The sequence below is a fragment of the Larsenimonas rhizosphaerae genome (assembly GCF_026240105.1).
GTDB classification, from domain to species: domain Bacteria; phylum Pseudomonadota; class Gammaproteobacteria; order Pseudomonadales; family Halomonadaceae; genus Larsenimonas; species Larsenimonas rhizosphaerae.
In genome coordinates, this window is record NZ_JAPIVE010000002.1 from 190,648 (window position 1) to 205,249 (window position 14,602).

The 14,602-nt window shown below is 58.3% G+C and carries 14 protein-coding genes; 9 read left to right on the plus strand and 5 right to left on the minus strand.

All coding sequences use genetic code 11. The features are described 5' to 3' along the window. Positions 1–49 precede the first annotated feature (49 nt). Entirely contained in the window at positions 50–1,024 is a 975-nt protein-coding gene (gene hemB, locus OQ287_RS07435) for a porphobilinogen synthase (protein ID WP_250934946.1), read from the plus strand. 87 nt (positions 1,025–1,111) lie between these two features. Here hemB and OQ287_RS07440 read toward each other — a convergent pair whose 3' ends face one another. After that, on the minus strand, positions 1,112–2,392 hold the full coding sequence (locus OQ287_RS07440; RefSeq protein WP_265896034.1) for an MFS transporter: 1,281 nt from the start codon (positions 2,390–2,392) through the stop codon (positions 1,112–1,114). A 187-nt stretch (positions 2,393–2,579) separates the two neighbouring features. On the opposite strand from OQ287_RS07440, the gene OQ287_RS07445 reads away from it, so the two are divergent. The 8 genes from OQ287_RS07445 to OQ287_RS07480 all read left to right on the plus strand — a co-directional run bounded on the left by OQ287_RS07445 (position 2,580) and on the right by OQ287_RS07480 (position 10,460). Further along, complete coding sequence (locus tag OQ287_RS07445) at positions 2,580–3,593, plus strand: hypothetical protein (RefSeq protein WP_265896035.1); 1,014 nt, start codon at positions 2,580–2,582, stop codon at positions 3,591–3,593. 139 nt (positions 3,594–3,732) lie between these two features. Beyond that, the gene (locus OQ287_RS07450) at positions 3,733–5,925 is read left to right on the plus strand and encodes an OsmC domain/YcaO domain-containing protein (protein ID WP_265896037.1); all 2,193 of its coding nucleotides are present in this window, start codon (positions 3,733–3,735) and stop codon (positions 5,923–5,925) included. Between the two features lie 249 nt (positions 5,926–6,174). Next, entirely contained in the window at positions 6,175–7,452 is a 1,278-nt protein-coding gene (gene codB, locus OQ287_RS07455) for a cytosine permease (protein WP_265896038.1), read from the plus strand. Further along, positions 7,453–7,659, plus strand: coding sequence for a hypothetical protein (locus OQ287_RS07460; RefSeq protein WP_265896039.1), 207 nt, complete (start codon positions 7,453–7,455; stop codon positions 7,657–7,659). A 235-nt stretch (positions 7,660–7,894) separates the two neighbouring features. Then, positions 7,895–8,293, plus strand: coding sequence for a hypothetical protein (locus OQ287_RS07465; protein WP_265896041.1), 399 nt, complete (start codon positions 7,895–7,897; stop codon positions 8,291–8,293). A 75-nt stretch (positions 8,294–8,368) separates the two neighbouring features. Then, positions 8,369–8,941 (plus strand): DUF6037 family protein, encoded by a 573-nt coding sequence (locus OQ287_RS07470; protein WP_265896043.1) that lies wholly within the window; start codon positions 8,369–8,371, stop codon positions 8,939–8,941. A gap of 102 nt (positions 8,942–9,043) precedes the next feature. After that, the gene (locus OQ287_RS07475) at positions 9,044–9,496 is read left to right on the plus strand and encodes a hypothetical protein (protein WP_265896044.1); all 453 of its coding nucleotides are present in this window, start codon (positions 9,044–9,046) and stop codon (positions 9,494–9,496) included. Positions 9,497–9,806: 310 nt separating this feature from the next. After that, entirely contained in the window at positions 9,807–10,460 is a 654-nt protein-coding gene (locus tag OQ287_RS07480) for a DUF1826 domain-containing protein (protein ID WP_265896045.1), read from the plus strand. A gap of 18 nt (positions 10,461–10,478) precedes the next feature. Here the strand turns inward: OQ287_RS07480 and OQ287_RS07485 are convergent, their stop codons facing one another. The 4 genes from OQ287_RS07485 to zigA form a co-directional block, all read right to left on the minus strand. Then, positions 10,479–10,874, minus strand: coding sequence for a putative signal transducing protein (locus OQ287_RS07485; RefSeq protein WP_265896046.1), 396 nt, complete (start codon positions 10,872–10,874; stop codon positions 10,479–10,481). 59 nt (positions 10,875–10,933) lie between these two features. Next, positions 10,934–12,154: an MFS transporter gene (locus OQ287_RS07490; RefSeq protein ID WP_265896048.1), complete on the minus strand. Its 1,221-nt coding sequence runs from the start codon at positions 12,152–12,154 to the stop codon at positions 10,934–10,936. A gap of 81 nt (positions 12,155–12,235) precedes the next feature. Beyond that, a complete protein-coding gene (gene folE2 / locus OQ287_RS07495) occupies positions 12,236–13,174 on the minus strand; it encodes a GTP cyclohydrolase FolE2 (RefSeq protein WP_265896049.1) in 939 nt (312 codons plus the stop codon). After that, positions 13,167–14,378 (minus strand): zinc metallochaperone GTPase ZigA, encoded by a 1,212-nt coding sequence (zigA, locus tag OQ287_RS07500; RefSeq protein WP_265896050.1) that lies wholly within the window; start codon positions 14,376–14,378, stop codon positions 13,167–13,169. Before zigA ends, folE2 begins: the two co-directional genes overlap by 8 nt. Positions 14,379–14,602: the final 224 nt, after the last annotated feature.

Below are 14,602 nucleotides of genomic sequence, written 5' to 3' on the forward strand. Positions count from 1 at the left end.
AGCGCTATACTCATGCCCGATTCATTTTTCATGACTGCCAGGAGGTCTCATGCCGGCCCAGTTTCCGCAGGCCCGTCTTCGTCGTTTGCGCAAGAGCGACGCCCTTCGCACCATCGTGCGGGAAACCTCACTGCGTGCAGAGCATCTGGTCTACCCGATCTTCGTCGAGGAAGAGACCGATGACTACACGCCCATTGAAGGCATGCCGGGGCAGTACCGCGTGCCCGAGAGCAAACTCGGCGAGGAAGCCCGCCGCCTGAGCGCGCTGGGGCTTAAAAGCATCATGCCGTTCGGTATTTCCCACAACAAGGACGAGACCGGCAGCGACGCGCTCAAGGAAGATGGCATGGTGGCGCGCATGGTACGCACCATCAAGGAAGCCGCGCCGGAGCTGGTGGTGATTCCCGATATCTGCTTCTGCGAATACACCAGCCATGGCCACTGCGGCATCCTGAAGGGCAACACCGTCGACAACGACCGCACCATCAAAAACCTCGGTATTCAGGCGGTACAGGCCGCGAAGGCCGGGGCCGATATCATCGCGCCGTCCTCGGCGCAGGACGGTCAGGTTGCCGCGATTCGAAGCGCCCTGGATGAAGCGGGCTTCAACGACATTCCCATCATGGCCTACTCCACCAAGCTGGCCTCTGCGCTCTACGGCCCGTTTCGTGAAGCCGCCGGCACCGAGCTTAAAGGCGATCGCAAGACCTACCAGATGGACCCGATGAACCGTCGCGAGGCGCTCAGGGAATCCATGGCTGATGAAGCCGAAGGCGCAGACTTTCTGATGGTCAAACCGGCGCTGGCCTATCTCGACATCATGGCCGACATTCGCCGTAACAGCCTGCTGCCGCTGGTGGCCTATCAGGTCAGTGGCGAGTACGCGATGATCAAGTTCGCGGCCCAGCAGGGCGTGATCGATGAATACGCCGTTGTGCGCGAAACGCTGGGCTCCATGCGTCGCGCCGGGGCTGACCTCATCATGACCTACTTCGCGCCGCAGCTTCTGGAAGAAGGGCTATAAACGCTCATTCGTACAGTGGGCCCGTACAAAAACGCCGCGCAGATGCGCGGCGTTTTTTATGCCCGATTCAGGTGACGTAACAAGTCATCAGCCCTTGGGGGCAGGCCGAGTGCGAAGGTGAGCCAGCGCCGGCAGGCGAAAGAGCACCACCAGTGCCACGGCGCTGACCAGCGGAAAGCCGGCCAGCACCCACCAGGGCAGCCCGGCGCCGGGGGCGGGCGTCAGCGCCCCATCGAGCAGATCACCCGCCACGGCGTTGCCAAGCAGTACCGCGACACCACCGGCAGAAGCCAGCGCTCCGTAGTACACCCCCAGCGGCTTGTTACCGGCAAAGCCCGGAATCAGATCCATCGCGACCGGCCGCACGATCATCTGGGCAATGGCGATGGCACTCACCATTACCGCCGCGGGCCACAGCTTGAGCCAGCCCTCTGCCGGGGCGTGCGGCGCGGCCCAGGCCACCGCGGCAAAGCCCGCGGCGTAGATCAGAAACCCCAGCGGCAGGCTGATGCCCGGCCCGACATGACGCGCCAGCCGGTTGATCGGCAGTTGAAGGACGATGACCAGTACCGATACCAGCATGAACATGATCGCCAGCGCCCCTTCGTCTGCCCCCACGCGCTCAAGCTCCACCGGCATCGCCAGATAGAGCTGGTTGTAGCTCAGAAGCGCCGTGCTGTAGATCACGATGAACGCCAGAAACTGCGGGTTATGAAACACATGCCACCACGAGGCCTGCGGTTCATCGGTCTGGGTAGTGGTCGCCCCTGCCGGAAGCGCCCGGCCCAGCACGAAGAACATCAGCACGAAGACGCCCGCCCCCGCCAGCGATACCAGTTGGAAGCTGACATCCAGAAGCAGTGCCCCGAGCACCGGCCCCATGACCGCCCCGCATTCGCCCCAGATCGCCAGCCGTGCAAACAGGGCCGAGCGCGACTGCCCACCGCGGGCCTCGCTTTCACTGCCGGCCAGCGCCAGAAGCGCCGACACCGCCGGTGAAAACAGCGCACTGCCGGCGCCGGTCAGGCACGCACCCAGTAAAATCATCGGGAGGGAATTGGAAAAGCCCAGCATCAAAAAGCCGGCGGTACGTATCAAACAGCCCAGCAGGATGATGCGCCGTGGCCCCAGGGCATCAGATAAGGCGCCACCGAACACGAACAGCCCCTGCTGGGAGAAGGTCCGAATGCCCAGCACCATGCCCACCATCGCCCCGGCCATGGCCAGGTTATCGCGCAGATGCACCGCCAGAAACGGCAGCACCATGTAGAAACCGGCGTTGAAGATCAGCTGGCTCACCAGTAAAAGCCGTGGATTGACCGTGGGTGAGCGCGATGGCGTGCCGGAAGGGACCGAGGGGGATGTCACATCAAGCTCCAGAACAGGACAGGGAATCAGGGCGATGGCCGCAAGCGCAGCCCGCGGCGCACTATAGCAAAAAGCCCCGGGGCCGGGTGCGCTCTGTCACCAGGGTGATGCCCTTGTTCAGGTGTCACTCTCTCTACGCATGGGCAAATGGCTGGTTAATGCGTAAAGCCTAAATTGGCGTATACGTGTGCCGATAGGTACTGGATGGTTATGTCATTGGACGCCGCTTAAGCTTCCCCGCACGGGCGCTGTATCGGATCGTCGGGCCGAAGGGGGTGCATGGGTATATCGGTTGGTATTTGATGAAGCGGGGCGGTTTAATTCAATCTATGGTATTAAATTAATAAAGGGGTGGGTTTTGTTTAAGGAAAATCATGAGTCAAGATTTAACAGCCTTTTTGATTGGGTTAAATCCATTTCGATAATAATGCTGGTGGCGGTTTTCTGTTATAAAGTATATGACACACCACTTAATTTTGAGGTTGATTTTTCGGCCTTTCTTTCTTTGGTGCTGGCTATTTCTTCAGTTTTTCTTTCAGCTCTTTTTTATTTTAAGGCTACTGAGACAAGTAATAGGTTTTACGATAATAATTATAAATTCACTAAAGATATCTCTGATCTATTGGTAAAAATAGAAAGTGGATTTGGAGAAAGGCTTAAAAATCTTGACGAAGGATATTCTGCAATGAGAAGCCAGCTTCATAACGATAAAGGCTATGAAAGCAATAAAGAGTTTAAGGGGAAAATTAAGAGTGAGGAAAAAGAAATCGAGAAGGTGATTAAGGAAAGGAATGATATATTAGAAAAATTCATTGAAAAAGCTCAGCTGGAAAAAAGTGAAAAGGATAAATTGATAAGTAGTCTAAAGGAAAAAGAGGATGAGTTGATTAAATCTCAGCGAGATTTAAACAAGATGAAAAGTAAGTTCTTAGTTAGACGAATTAATAGGATGAGTTCAAATTCAGGTTTGCAGTCTGCGCTAGAGAATTATACATACAATAAAGTTGTTAGCAAAATCGATTTTTCAAAAGTTATTTTTTTAGATGATTCTAAATTTAAAAGTGAGGTGGATGAGATCCTTTCTATGTGCTCGCTACAATATATTTCAGATCTTGAAGGTCGAGGGTATTTTGATAACGGATTAACTGATAAAGGCATTAATTTCATGAGGCAAGTGGCAATTAAATTTGAAAAGGAATAAAGGCTTGTTGTATTAATAAGTTTTGGCTTTAAATTAGAGCTTGTAGATTTCTCTTCTCCCAAGACAATCCCCCCTCAAATCCGGATAATGGCGGGCAATTCGCCCCGAGCGACACCCGTCACCAACCCGGTTCTGCATCATGGAAATCAAGGTCAACTACCTCGACAACCTCCGACAGGAGGCGAAGTTCGACGACTTCACCGTCATCACCGACCAGCCGATTCGTTACAAGGGCGATGGCTCCGCCCCCGGCCCGTTCGATTACTTTCTGGCCTCGTCCGCCCTGTGTGCGGCGTATTTCGTGCGCGTGTACTGCAATGCCCGGGATATCCCGACCGAGAATATCCGGCTTTCCCAGAACAACATCGTTGATCCGGAAAACCGCTACAACCAGATCTTCCGCATTCAGGTCGAGCTGCCGGATGATCTCTCCGAGAAGGACCGCACCGGCATCCTGCGCTCCATCGAGCGCTGCTCGGTCAAGCGGGTGATCCAGAACAATCCCGAGTTCCAGATCGAGGTGGTCGAGAACATCGACGAGGATGCTCAGGCACTGCTGATGGGCAGCGCTGCCGATAAGGATGGGGCAGAGGCCAGTACCTGGATCGAAGGCAAGGATCTGCCGCTGGAGCAGACCATCGCCAACATGACCGGCATTCTCGAGCGCCTCGGCATGAAGATCGAGATTGCCTCGTGGCGCAACATCGTGCCCAACGTCTGGTCGCTGCACATCCGCGATGCGGCGTCCCCCATGTGCTTTACCAACGGCAAGGGATCCACCAGGGAAGCCGCGTTGTGCTCCGCGCTGGGCGAGTTCATCGAGCGGCTGTCCTGTAACTTCTTCTATAACGATCAGTTCTTCGGCCCCGAGATCGCGGGTAGTGATTTCGTCCACTACCCGAACGAGCGCTGGTTTCAGCCAGGGCCGGACGATGCACTGCCCGCTGAGGTGCTGGATGCGCACTGCCTCGATATCTTCAACCCGGACGGCGAGCTGCGCGGCTCTCACCTGATCGATACCAACTCGGGCCGGGCGGACCGCGGCATCGTTGCGCTGCCGTTTACGCGTCATTCGGACGGGGAGACCGTGTGGTTTCCGTCGAATCTGATCGAGAACCTGTACCTGAGCAACGGCATGAGCGCGGGTAATACCCTGGCCGAAGCCCAGGTGCAGTGCCTGTCAGAAATCTTCGAGCGGGCGGTGAAACGCCAGATCATCGAGCAGGAAATCGCCCTGCCGGACGTGCCGAAAGACGTCATCGCGCGCTATCCCGGGATCAAGGCAGGCATTGACGCGCTGGAAGCTCAGGGTTTCCCGGTACTGGTGAAGGATGCCTCCCTCGGCGGGCGCTATCCGGTCGCCTGCGTGACGCTGATGAACCCGCGCACCGGCGGTGTGTTTGCCTCCTTCGGCGCGCACCCGAGCCTACAGGTCGCGATCGAGCGCAGCCTGACGGAGCTTCTGCAGGGCCGCAGCTTTGAAGGCATGGATGACCTGCCTGCGCCGACCTTCAACTCCCAGGCGGTGGCGGAACCGAACAACTTCGTCGAGCACTTCATCGACTCCTCCGGTGTGGTCTCCTGGCGCTTCTTCAGCGCCCGCGCCGATGTCGAGTTCTGCGACTGGGATTTCTCCGGTGCGACCCGTGACGAGGCCGAGCGGCTGTTCGGAATCCTTGCGGAAGACGGCCATGAAGCGTACGTCACGCATCATGAGGACCTCGGCGCGCCGGTATGCCGCATTCTGGTGCCGGGCTATTCCGAGGTGTACCCGGTGGACGATCTGGTGTGGGACAACACCAACATGGCGCTGACCTACCGCGAAGACATTCTGAACCTGCACACACTCGAGGAAGACCAGCTCGCGGACCTGCTCCAGCGGCTGGAGGAAAGCGAACTCGACGAGCAGATGAAGATCGTCACGCTGATTGGCATCGAGTTCGACGACAACAGCGTCTGGTCCGAGCTGACCATTGCCGAGCTGAAGCTCCTCATCAGCCTCGACCTCGGCCAGTACGAGGATGCGCTCGACCGCACGCAGATGTTCCTGCAGTTCAACGACAACACCCGCGACCGGGGGCTGTTCTATCAGGCGCTCACCGCCGTGCTCGAGATCCTGCTGGATGACGAGCTGGAGTTCGAAGACTACCACCGAAACCTCGTGCGGATGTTCGGCGAAGAGAAGATCAACGCCGCCGTCGGCTCCATCAACGGCGACGTGCGCTTCCATGGCCTCACCGAAACCAGCATGAATCTTGAAGGCATCGACCGGCACCAGCGGCTGATTACCAGCTACAAGAAGCTGCATGCCTGGCGGGCGGCGAGGGCCTGAGGCGGCAGGGGCGTATCAATGGGATGAGTCATTGACGCCGTATGTCCCGGCGTGAGGTTTTTGAGAACAGGTGAGCCCCGGGCCACCTCGTGGCCGGCCGGAAATACATCTGGCCGGCCATGCCCCTGCAGGCTTTTACGCCTGCGGTTCTGCTTGCGCTCAGGTAGCAGCGCCTATCAGAACTGCGCAATTGGCCTGCTTATTGCTTGATGTGTTGATAGCTAAATAACGGCTAACGAGGCTTCGAGCATGCAACATTCCGACTATCCCCTCAGTGAGGTACCAGCCAGCGCGCGGAAGGGGCTGTTGTCCACGTCTGTAGTGCTGTTGGGTTTCACCTTTTTTACCGCGACCATGTGGGCCGGTGGTTCGCTGGGCCAGGCGTTTCCGATCGACCAGCTTCTGTGGGTCGTGTTGCTGGGAAACCTGCTGCTGGGCATCTACGCCGCGGCGCTTGGCTATATCGCCTGTAAAAGCGGGCTGAACGCGGTGCTCATGGGCCGTTTCTGCTTCGGTGAAAAGGGCAGCAAGCTCTCGGATTTCATTCTGGGGTTTACCCAGATTGGCTGGTACGCCTGGGGGACCGCGACCATTGCCGTAGTGCTGGTACGCACCACGGGGATGCAGGCGTGGATGGAAATCCCCCTGATGGTGCTTTTCGGGTTCGGCTTCTGCATCACCGCGATGATTGGTTACCGGGGCATGGATTGGCTTTCGCGCCTGGCAGTGCCGGTGATGATGCTCTTCATTGTTCTGAGCCTGGCCATGGGGCTGGTTGATGTGGGGGGCCTTGAGGGCCTTGTCCGGCAAACGCCGAGCGAGAGCATGAATGTGGCCGCCGCCGTTACGGTAATCATCGGTACCTTCATCAGTGGCGGTACCCAGGCTACCAATTGGAGCCGTTTTGCCAAACGCCCGCGCATTGCGGTAATTGCCACGCTGTTGGCCTTTCTGGTAGGCAACGGCCTGATGGTATTGACCGGCGCGCTGGGGGCCATGATCTATCAGCAGGCGGACATCGTTGATGTGTTGATCGCCCAGGGGTTTGTCTCCATTGCGGTCCTGATGCTTTTCCTGAACATCTGGACTACCCAGGACAACACCATCTACAACTTTGCCGTGGCCGGATGCAATTTGATCCGTACCGACCGGCGTCGCACCGTTACCGTGGCGGGGGCTGCCATCGGCACCGTGCTGGCGGTGGGAGGCATGTACAACTATCTGATTCCGTTTCTGGTCCTGCTCGGCACCTTCATTCCGCCGATGGGCGGGGTGATCATGGCGGATTTCTGGCTCAAGCATAAGGGCCGTTACCCGGCTCTGGCCGATGCCGCACTTCCCGACTTCGACCGCCGAGGCCTTGGTGCCTACGCCATGGGCGCCGCCGCCGCCTTTTTTTCACCGTTGCTGCCGCCGCTGGTCGGCGTGCTGGTGGCTGCTCTGAGCTACGCGCTGCTGCTGCGCATTCGCCCGCACGCGTCTGCCGATCGTCTTTCCACTCCCCCCAGGCACTCTGTGGGACATTGAATGCACATCGTCGATGCCTGCTACCGAAACCTCGTGCGTATGTTCGGCGAAGAGAAGATCAACGCCACCGTCGGCTACATCAACGCCGACGTTCGGTTTTATGGCCTCACCGAGACCAGTATGAACCTGGAGGGCATCGACCGGCACCAGCGGTTAATTACCAGCTATCAAAAGCTGCATGCGTGGCGGGCGGCGAAGGTTGATTAGAACGTCTTCATTTTGCACATGGTGCCCACCGTTGAGTGGGTGCCGTCGTTTTTTGTCATCACGATCTGGCTGCAAGGAATGATGGCATAAAGTCCTTTCTGTTCGTAACCTCTTGGTACACGATGTGGAAACGGCAAAGCGTGTCCGGACTTTGCTCGCGTCCTTCCAAGCCGCTCTTATCGCATAGCTGCCATAGTGACTGCCGAACGCAAGCGTTATGTTTTTAGGAAAAATCATGATTGAAATGATATTGGGTAATTTGGTAAACCTTATAGGCCCGTTGCAGGCGATGTCGCGTGACCACCGGGAGCTGCGAGATAACGCTCTTCGTAGTATTTCACACGCGCTAAATGAAACTTGTATCTATTATCGAAAGCTCGATTCAGACCGGAAAAGAAACTTCGAAACCGAGAATCAACTCTCTAGGTATTGGGCCGCAGCCGCTATTCCTATAAGACATATTGATTATGAGTTATCACAAATATGTGAGCACAAATCCGAATATTGGATTAATCCAGAAGGATGGAGCCCTGAAGAGTTGAAGCAGTTCAATATCGACTTGGACGGAGTGAGGAAACAATATCGGCAGTTGCTGCAGCCTCGTTTCTCTCGAGCAATAAAAAAGAATGCATGAAAAATTGCTGCAATTAATGCCGGCTGTACTGCTAAAGCCGAGCTAAAGCATTGCGAGTATGAATGGAGTCAGTTAATGAAATTAGAAGGACTATTCGATTTATACCGAAGCATGAAGTCTCAGGAGATCGACCGATACCGCTTCTCCTACATGTCGGGCAAAGCAATTTTTGATGTCTTCTTTTTTATTGATGAAAGCCCATTTGTGCTTCTTTTTGGAGTAAAATCCGAAAATTTCAGCTTTGAGATAGTGGTGGAGAAGGGGTTTGAGATTGATCCGAGGTTTGATCGGGACACCTACAAAGAGCTCTGTCGAATACTCGGGCTAGAGTACGACCCAGATAGACCTTTCAGCCCTTGGAGCTTCTTTAAAGAATTCAACAAGAATATTCCAGATCAAGCGTTTAAATTACAGAAGGCAGCGCCACACGAAGTCGCCAGTTATCGCTCGGTTGCTGAAGAGGCCGACAAGATTTACTTTCTCGGTTGGCGAGACAATACCAAGCGTGGAGAGCAAGTGGGTGTGTTGAATCTCGAAAAAACAAGAAGACTTCTAGGTGAAAAGGCCTTTGAAAGATGTCAACAGAAAAATATTAGCAGCTGCTGGACTGATAATAAAAAAGCGGCAAAAGATTTTGCGTTACCGTGAAAGGCATTCATAACATTCGTTGTTTTTAGATAGTTTATATACCGCTTTGTGGCTTAAAAATTGCCTTGCAAATTCAGAGTCATTAATTAATGAGGATTGAATGTGAGAGCCAACAATAAAAAGCCTCTGTACCGAAAGGTGAACACTAGGACGCATGGCGTTCATCATCTCCATGGAGATGATTTCAGAAACACACGACGTAGGAAATCTGCCCTTGGAATGCGCAAAGGCATCCAGCGTGGGCTTGATTACACGCCGCTTTTCAAGTTTTTGTTGGCCAAAGTTGGTTGTCCATGGAGTGAGGTTCATAGTGAAGCGGTCTCTCGGTTGGATAAAAAAGACCCTATTAATTGGCTGGTTGCCATGGATTACGAATCAGCCGAAGAGGTAATTCGCGTTGGTGAAAGCTCATACTTCAGTGGCCTTTACGTAGACGAGAAAAGAATTCTACGGATAGTTAACCCTGATATTGATGAAAATACACTGGGGCCTCTTTGCAAATGCTGTACTCACACTTTCAACGGCATTCCTTTCACTCAAAAATACAATGAATGACTCGAGTCTTGTCTACTGTAATGAGCACCGTTAGGCGGAATGAGCTAAGCGTTCCATAGGTAAAGTGTTGCATGCAAATAACCTGCTGATCTGACGCCTCCCCCAGCCGGCAACCCAACTACTGCCTCGCCGTATGCCCGTCATCGATTGGTATAAACATTCCGCGAACATCGGGCTGCGCTTTACTACCGCGTGGTCATTCATCCTTTTTCTCTCCCAGGAACTACCAACTACCCCGCTCAAGAGGAAGTATTTTTTCTGTCTAAAAATATGTTATATCATAACAATAAAGCCATTGAGGGAGCCGATCATGACCGCCGCACTCGCCACACCGCTTGCCGAACACGTTCACTGGGCCATCGACCGGGAGGTCTCGGTGCTGCCGCGCATTTTCGATCCCGAAATCACGCTGGCCGTGATGCAGCGCACGCTCTCGCCCGAGGTGGTCGGGGGAGCTCGCGCCCAGCGTGAGGCGCGCTTTCCGCTGTCGTTTTCGTGGCGGGGTAACCCGGAGGGTGAGGCGCTTGGGGATGATTTACGCAAGGCACTGCACGCGCCGGAGACCAGTGCGGCGCTGATCGAGGATGTGGTGACGCTGGCGCAGGCGATGGCGTATCTGTTCGAGACCGAGGAGGTCGGGGTGCGTCTTCGGCGCCTTGATGAGGCGATGTGCCCGCGCTTTCACTGCGATCGGCTGCCGGTGCGGCTGGTAAGTACCTATCTTGGCCCGGGCAGCGAGTGGCTGCCGGATGACGCAGTCAATCGAGCTGGCCTGGGGGCACCATCGGCCAGCAAACCCGACATCCTGCGGGTGCCGGAGGCGCTCGATACCCTGAGCGCGGGAGATGTGGCATTGATGAAGGGCACCGGCTGGGTGGGGAGCGAAGACCGGGCGCTGGTGCACCGAAGCCCGGGAGTGTCACCGGGCGAGATGCGGCTGGTACTGACCATCGATCCAGTCTGAATGCTTCAGGGGTACGAATCAGTCATCGGACTCACGGTGGCGGTGCGTGCCGGGCAAGGGGAATACCACCCCGGTGCTGGCCCAGCACGCCACCGCCAGCGCTCGCCAGCCTCGGCCAGGGCGGGCCTCGCTACTGTTCTGCTCATCTGTCGGTACGTCCGCTGGGGCGGTATCCACTTCTGCCACCAGCCGGTCGGCCTCATAATCGGCGAGCACCGCGCGGGCAAGCTCCAGATCCTCCGCTGCGACCTGCACCTTGATGCCGCCCAGCGCCGTTTCCCACATCCACTGCATCGTGATCAGGTGTTCATCGGCGATGAACGCCGTCAGGTGACGTGATTCGAGCAGCCCCTTGAACAGGTACGCTTCATAGGGGTAACTGAATCGGGCCACGGTAACCGGGTGAGACGCCATGGGTAGTCTCCTGCGCCTGGGCAATGAGTCACTATACCGGCGCCGCCGGGGCGGGCCCATTACCCATTGTGGGATGCGGCGGTCATGGGAGTTTTCTCGGGGCGGCGCACCGCGCTCGAGACCGCCAGCCCGAGCGCCAGTACGGCAAGCACTACCATCAGGGCACGGTCGAGCCCGGCGTGCTCGCCGATGAACCCGAGCATCGGCGGCCCGGCAAGAAAGGCGATATAACCCATGATGGCGGTGGCGGCGACCTGGGCGTCGCCGTTGTCGCCTTCACCGGCGGCGGACATGCTGAGCGGAAAGCCGACCGAGGTGCCGATGCCCCACAGCACCACGGCGGCGATGGCGACGCCGCTGTGCTCGGTCAGGGTGATGAGCGCCACACCGACAAGCGCCAGAATGATACAGAGCCGAAAGAGCGTGTGTCGGGGCAGCCAGCGCATGAGGGCGTTGCCGGAAAATCGCCCAAGCGTCATGGTCAGTGCAAACAGCATGAACCCGAGCGAGCCGAGCGCGGGAGAAACGCCGTGCACATCCACCAGCAGCAGCGGCAGCCAGTCGTTGGCCGCCCCCTCCGAGAGTGCTACCGCCAGCACGATGGTGCCAAGCATCAACACCCGCGGGGTCTTCCAGACCGAGACCGGCGGTGCGGTATCGGTGTCAGGCGTATCGGCCCTGACGGCAGTTGGTTGCGCTCGTTTGCCGGTATCAAGGGGCAGGCCGCGAATGGCCCACCAGAACGCCGGCAGGGTTACAAGCGTCAGCCCCATCAGGTGATATTCGGTCGGTACCCGCCAGGCGGTGAACGCGATGCCGACCAGCGCCCCGAGCACGGTGCCAAGGCTGAAGCAGCCGTGCAGCGTCTGCATCAGCGCCCGCCCGCTCAGCCGTTCCACCGCCGCGCCTTCGATGTTGATCGCAACCTCGGCAAGCCCCATTCCCGCACCAAAGAGCGCCAGCCCGGCGGCGGCGACCAGCGACTGTCCGCTGCTGACGCCGACACTCACCACGCCCATGCCGGCCGCCATCAAAACGACGTTGACCGCGAGCACGCTGCGGGTGCCGAACCGGCGCACCCAGAGGCCGGCACTCAATACGCCCATCATCGCGCCGACGGCAAGGCCGAACAGCACCAGCCCCATTTCGTCGGTGGCGGCATCGAGGCGGTCGCGGATGTCCGGCGTGCGGGTGATCCAGGTCGCGGCAAGCGTGCCCGGCAATAGAAACAGGGCGTAGAGGGCGGCAATGCGGCGCAAGTACGGGGACGGTGATGACATGGGGCGAGCCTCGATAAAAAGCGGCGACCGACAGTTGCCGGTCGCCGCAAGATAGCACGCTTTTACGCTCCGGGCCGGGCGCTAGAGCGAGCCGGGCCAGTGCCACTGGGCGGTGGCCACGGCGTCGTGGGCATGCAGGCTTTCCATGTGGGTGATGTCCAGCCTGAAGCCGGTAACGCCGGGCTGGGTTGTCAGGGTATCGTGCAGCCGTCGGGCGGCGTCTTCGCAAAACATCAGGTTCTGGCCGTTGGCCAGGGCGAAGGCCTGCTCATCCACACGCTTGACGGCCGTTTGAAGCGCCGTGCCAAGGGCGACTTCGCTGCGCTCGATGACATCCTGCCAGGGCAGGCGGGCGTGCCCTGGATCAAGGCGAAGCCGCAGATGGGCGCGGCTTCGCTGGCTGTGCGGCGTGGCAATGATGCCGTCTTCACTGCCGAGCCAGTTCCGCACTGCCTCAGGTGTCAGGCCGGACGCGTCGCCGAACCTTTCGTCGAAGTGACGCTGGATGAGCTGGCGCGCCAGCGCCGCCGAGCAGGGGCAGGTCGATGAATACCCGATGTCGAGCTCGAGCTGGGCTTCGAAGCCCCTGGGTGAGCGCCTCGTCCTGAGCGTGAGCGGGTAGCCCTTCCAGCCGCTGTGATCGCTGATCAGGGCCGGCCGCCTCAGTAGCGGGGTGCCGGTGAGGTCAAGGTAGGCGGTGTCCGACAGCCCGTCATGGCTTTCAAGAAATCCGGCAAGCGTCTCGTCAAGTCGGGCCAGCGTCAGCGGCCGCCGGGTGAGGGCGTCGAGCCCCAGGTAGAGCCTGGACATGTGAATGCCGCGGGCATGTTCGTCATCCAGGCTGACACCTGCATCAACGCGCACATCGAAGGCGGTGTCATCAAGCAGCAGGGGCAGCTCGATGCCGGCCATGCCGACACGGCTCAGTGCGCCGGTCAGTCGGGAAGGCCCGCGTGTCACATCAGACAGTCCATCGCGGGCGTCGAGGGCTGAGGCGTTCGGGGAAGCGAGATCAGTCATGCCAGGCCTCGAAGGGGTCGGGGAGGGTTTTCCAGTATTCAAATCCCTGAAGCAGTGCATCGTCATCGAGCAGGCAGGCATCAAGTGCCTGACGCATGCGCGCTTCGTTCATGTTCTGGCCGATGAATACCAGTTCCTGACGCATGTCGCCGAAGGGCTCCTCCCACTTGTCCAGAATGGCGTCTCGCCACTCGGGGTCGGCGGGCCAGTCGCTTTCGGGCACGGCCTTCCAGAACAGCCCGGCAAAGCCGTACCGGGCGATGCCCCCGGCCTGGCTCCACTGCGCGGCGTAGCGAGGGCGGCTGGCCAGCCAGAAAAAGCCCTTCGAGCGCAGCAGCCCCTCACCGAACCAGTCGGCGTGCAGCAGCTCATGCAGTCTTGTCGGGTCAAAGGGGCGGCGGGCGAGGTAGCTGAAGCTTGAAATGCCGTATTCCTCGGTTTCCGGCACGTGCTCGCCGCGCATCTCCTTCAGCCAGCCTGGGGCGGCGCTGGCGCGCTCGAAATCGAAGCGGCCGGTATTCAGCACCTTGTCCAGAGGGACTACGCCGTCCCGCATCGTCAGCAGGTCAGCCGCCGGGTTCAGTCGGGCAAGTACTGCTTCCAGTTCGGCTCGCTGGGCATCACTGATCAAGTCGGTCTTGCTGAGCAACAGCACGTCGCAGAACTCGATCTGATCGACCAGCAGGTCGGCCACGTTGCGATCATCGTCCTCACCGGCGGTTTCGCCGGTTTCCGCCAAGGCCTGGGCCTCCAGGTACTGACGCATGAAGTTCACGCCATCCACTACCGTCACCAGCGTATCAAGCCGGGCCACGTCCGACAGGCGTCGGCCCTGGTCATCCTCGAAGGTGAAGGTCTCCGCCACCGGCAGAGGCTCGGAGATGCCGGTGGATTCGATGACCAGGTGATCGAAGCGGCCTTCCCGGGCCAGCCGGTTCACTTCGATCAACAGATCTTCGCGCAGGGTGCAGCAGATGCAGCCGTTGCTCATCTCGACCAGCCGCTCCTCGGCGCGGGCTACCTCGGTGCCGGTATCGTGGCCGCGCACCAGCGCCGCATCGATGTTGATCTCGCTCATGTCATTGACGATCACTGCAACGCGGCGGCCCTCCCGGTTGGCCAGAATATGATTTAGCAGCGTGGTTTTACCGGCGCCTAGAAAGCCCGACAGCACGGTAACCGGCAGGGGAGTGAACTCGGACATCGGATATGGCTCCTGGTGATTCCGGGACCCGTTGGCGTGGGGCCACAGTAAGAGTGACGCCTGACGGCGCCGTGATCGGCAGTAACTTATATGTTATAACATAACAATTCAAGGGCGAGAGCGAGGCTCTTCATATGCCAGCGGCGGAATCGGGCAGTAGCGAGTCTGTCGAGCAGGCGCCGTGACCGAACGGCAAAACGCCCGGCAGGCCGGGCGTAGTAAGC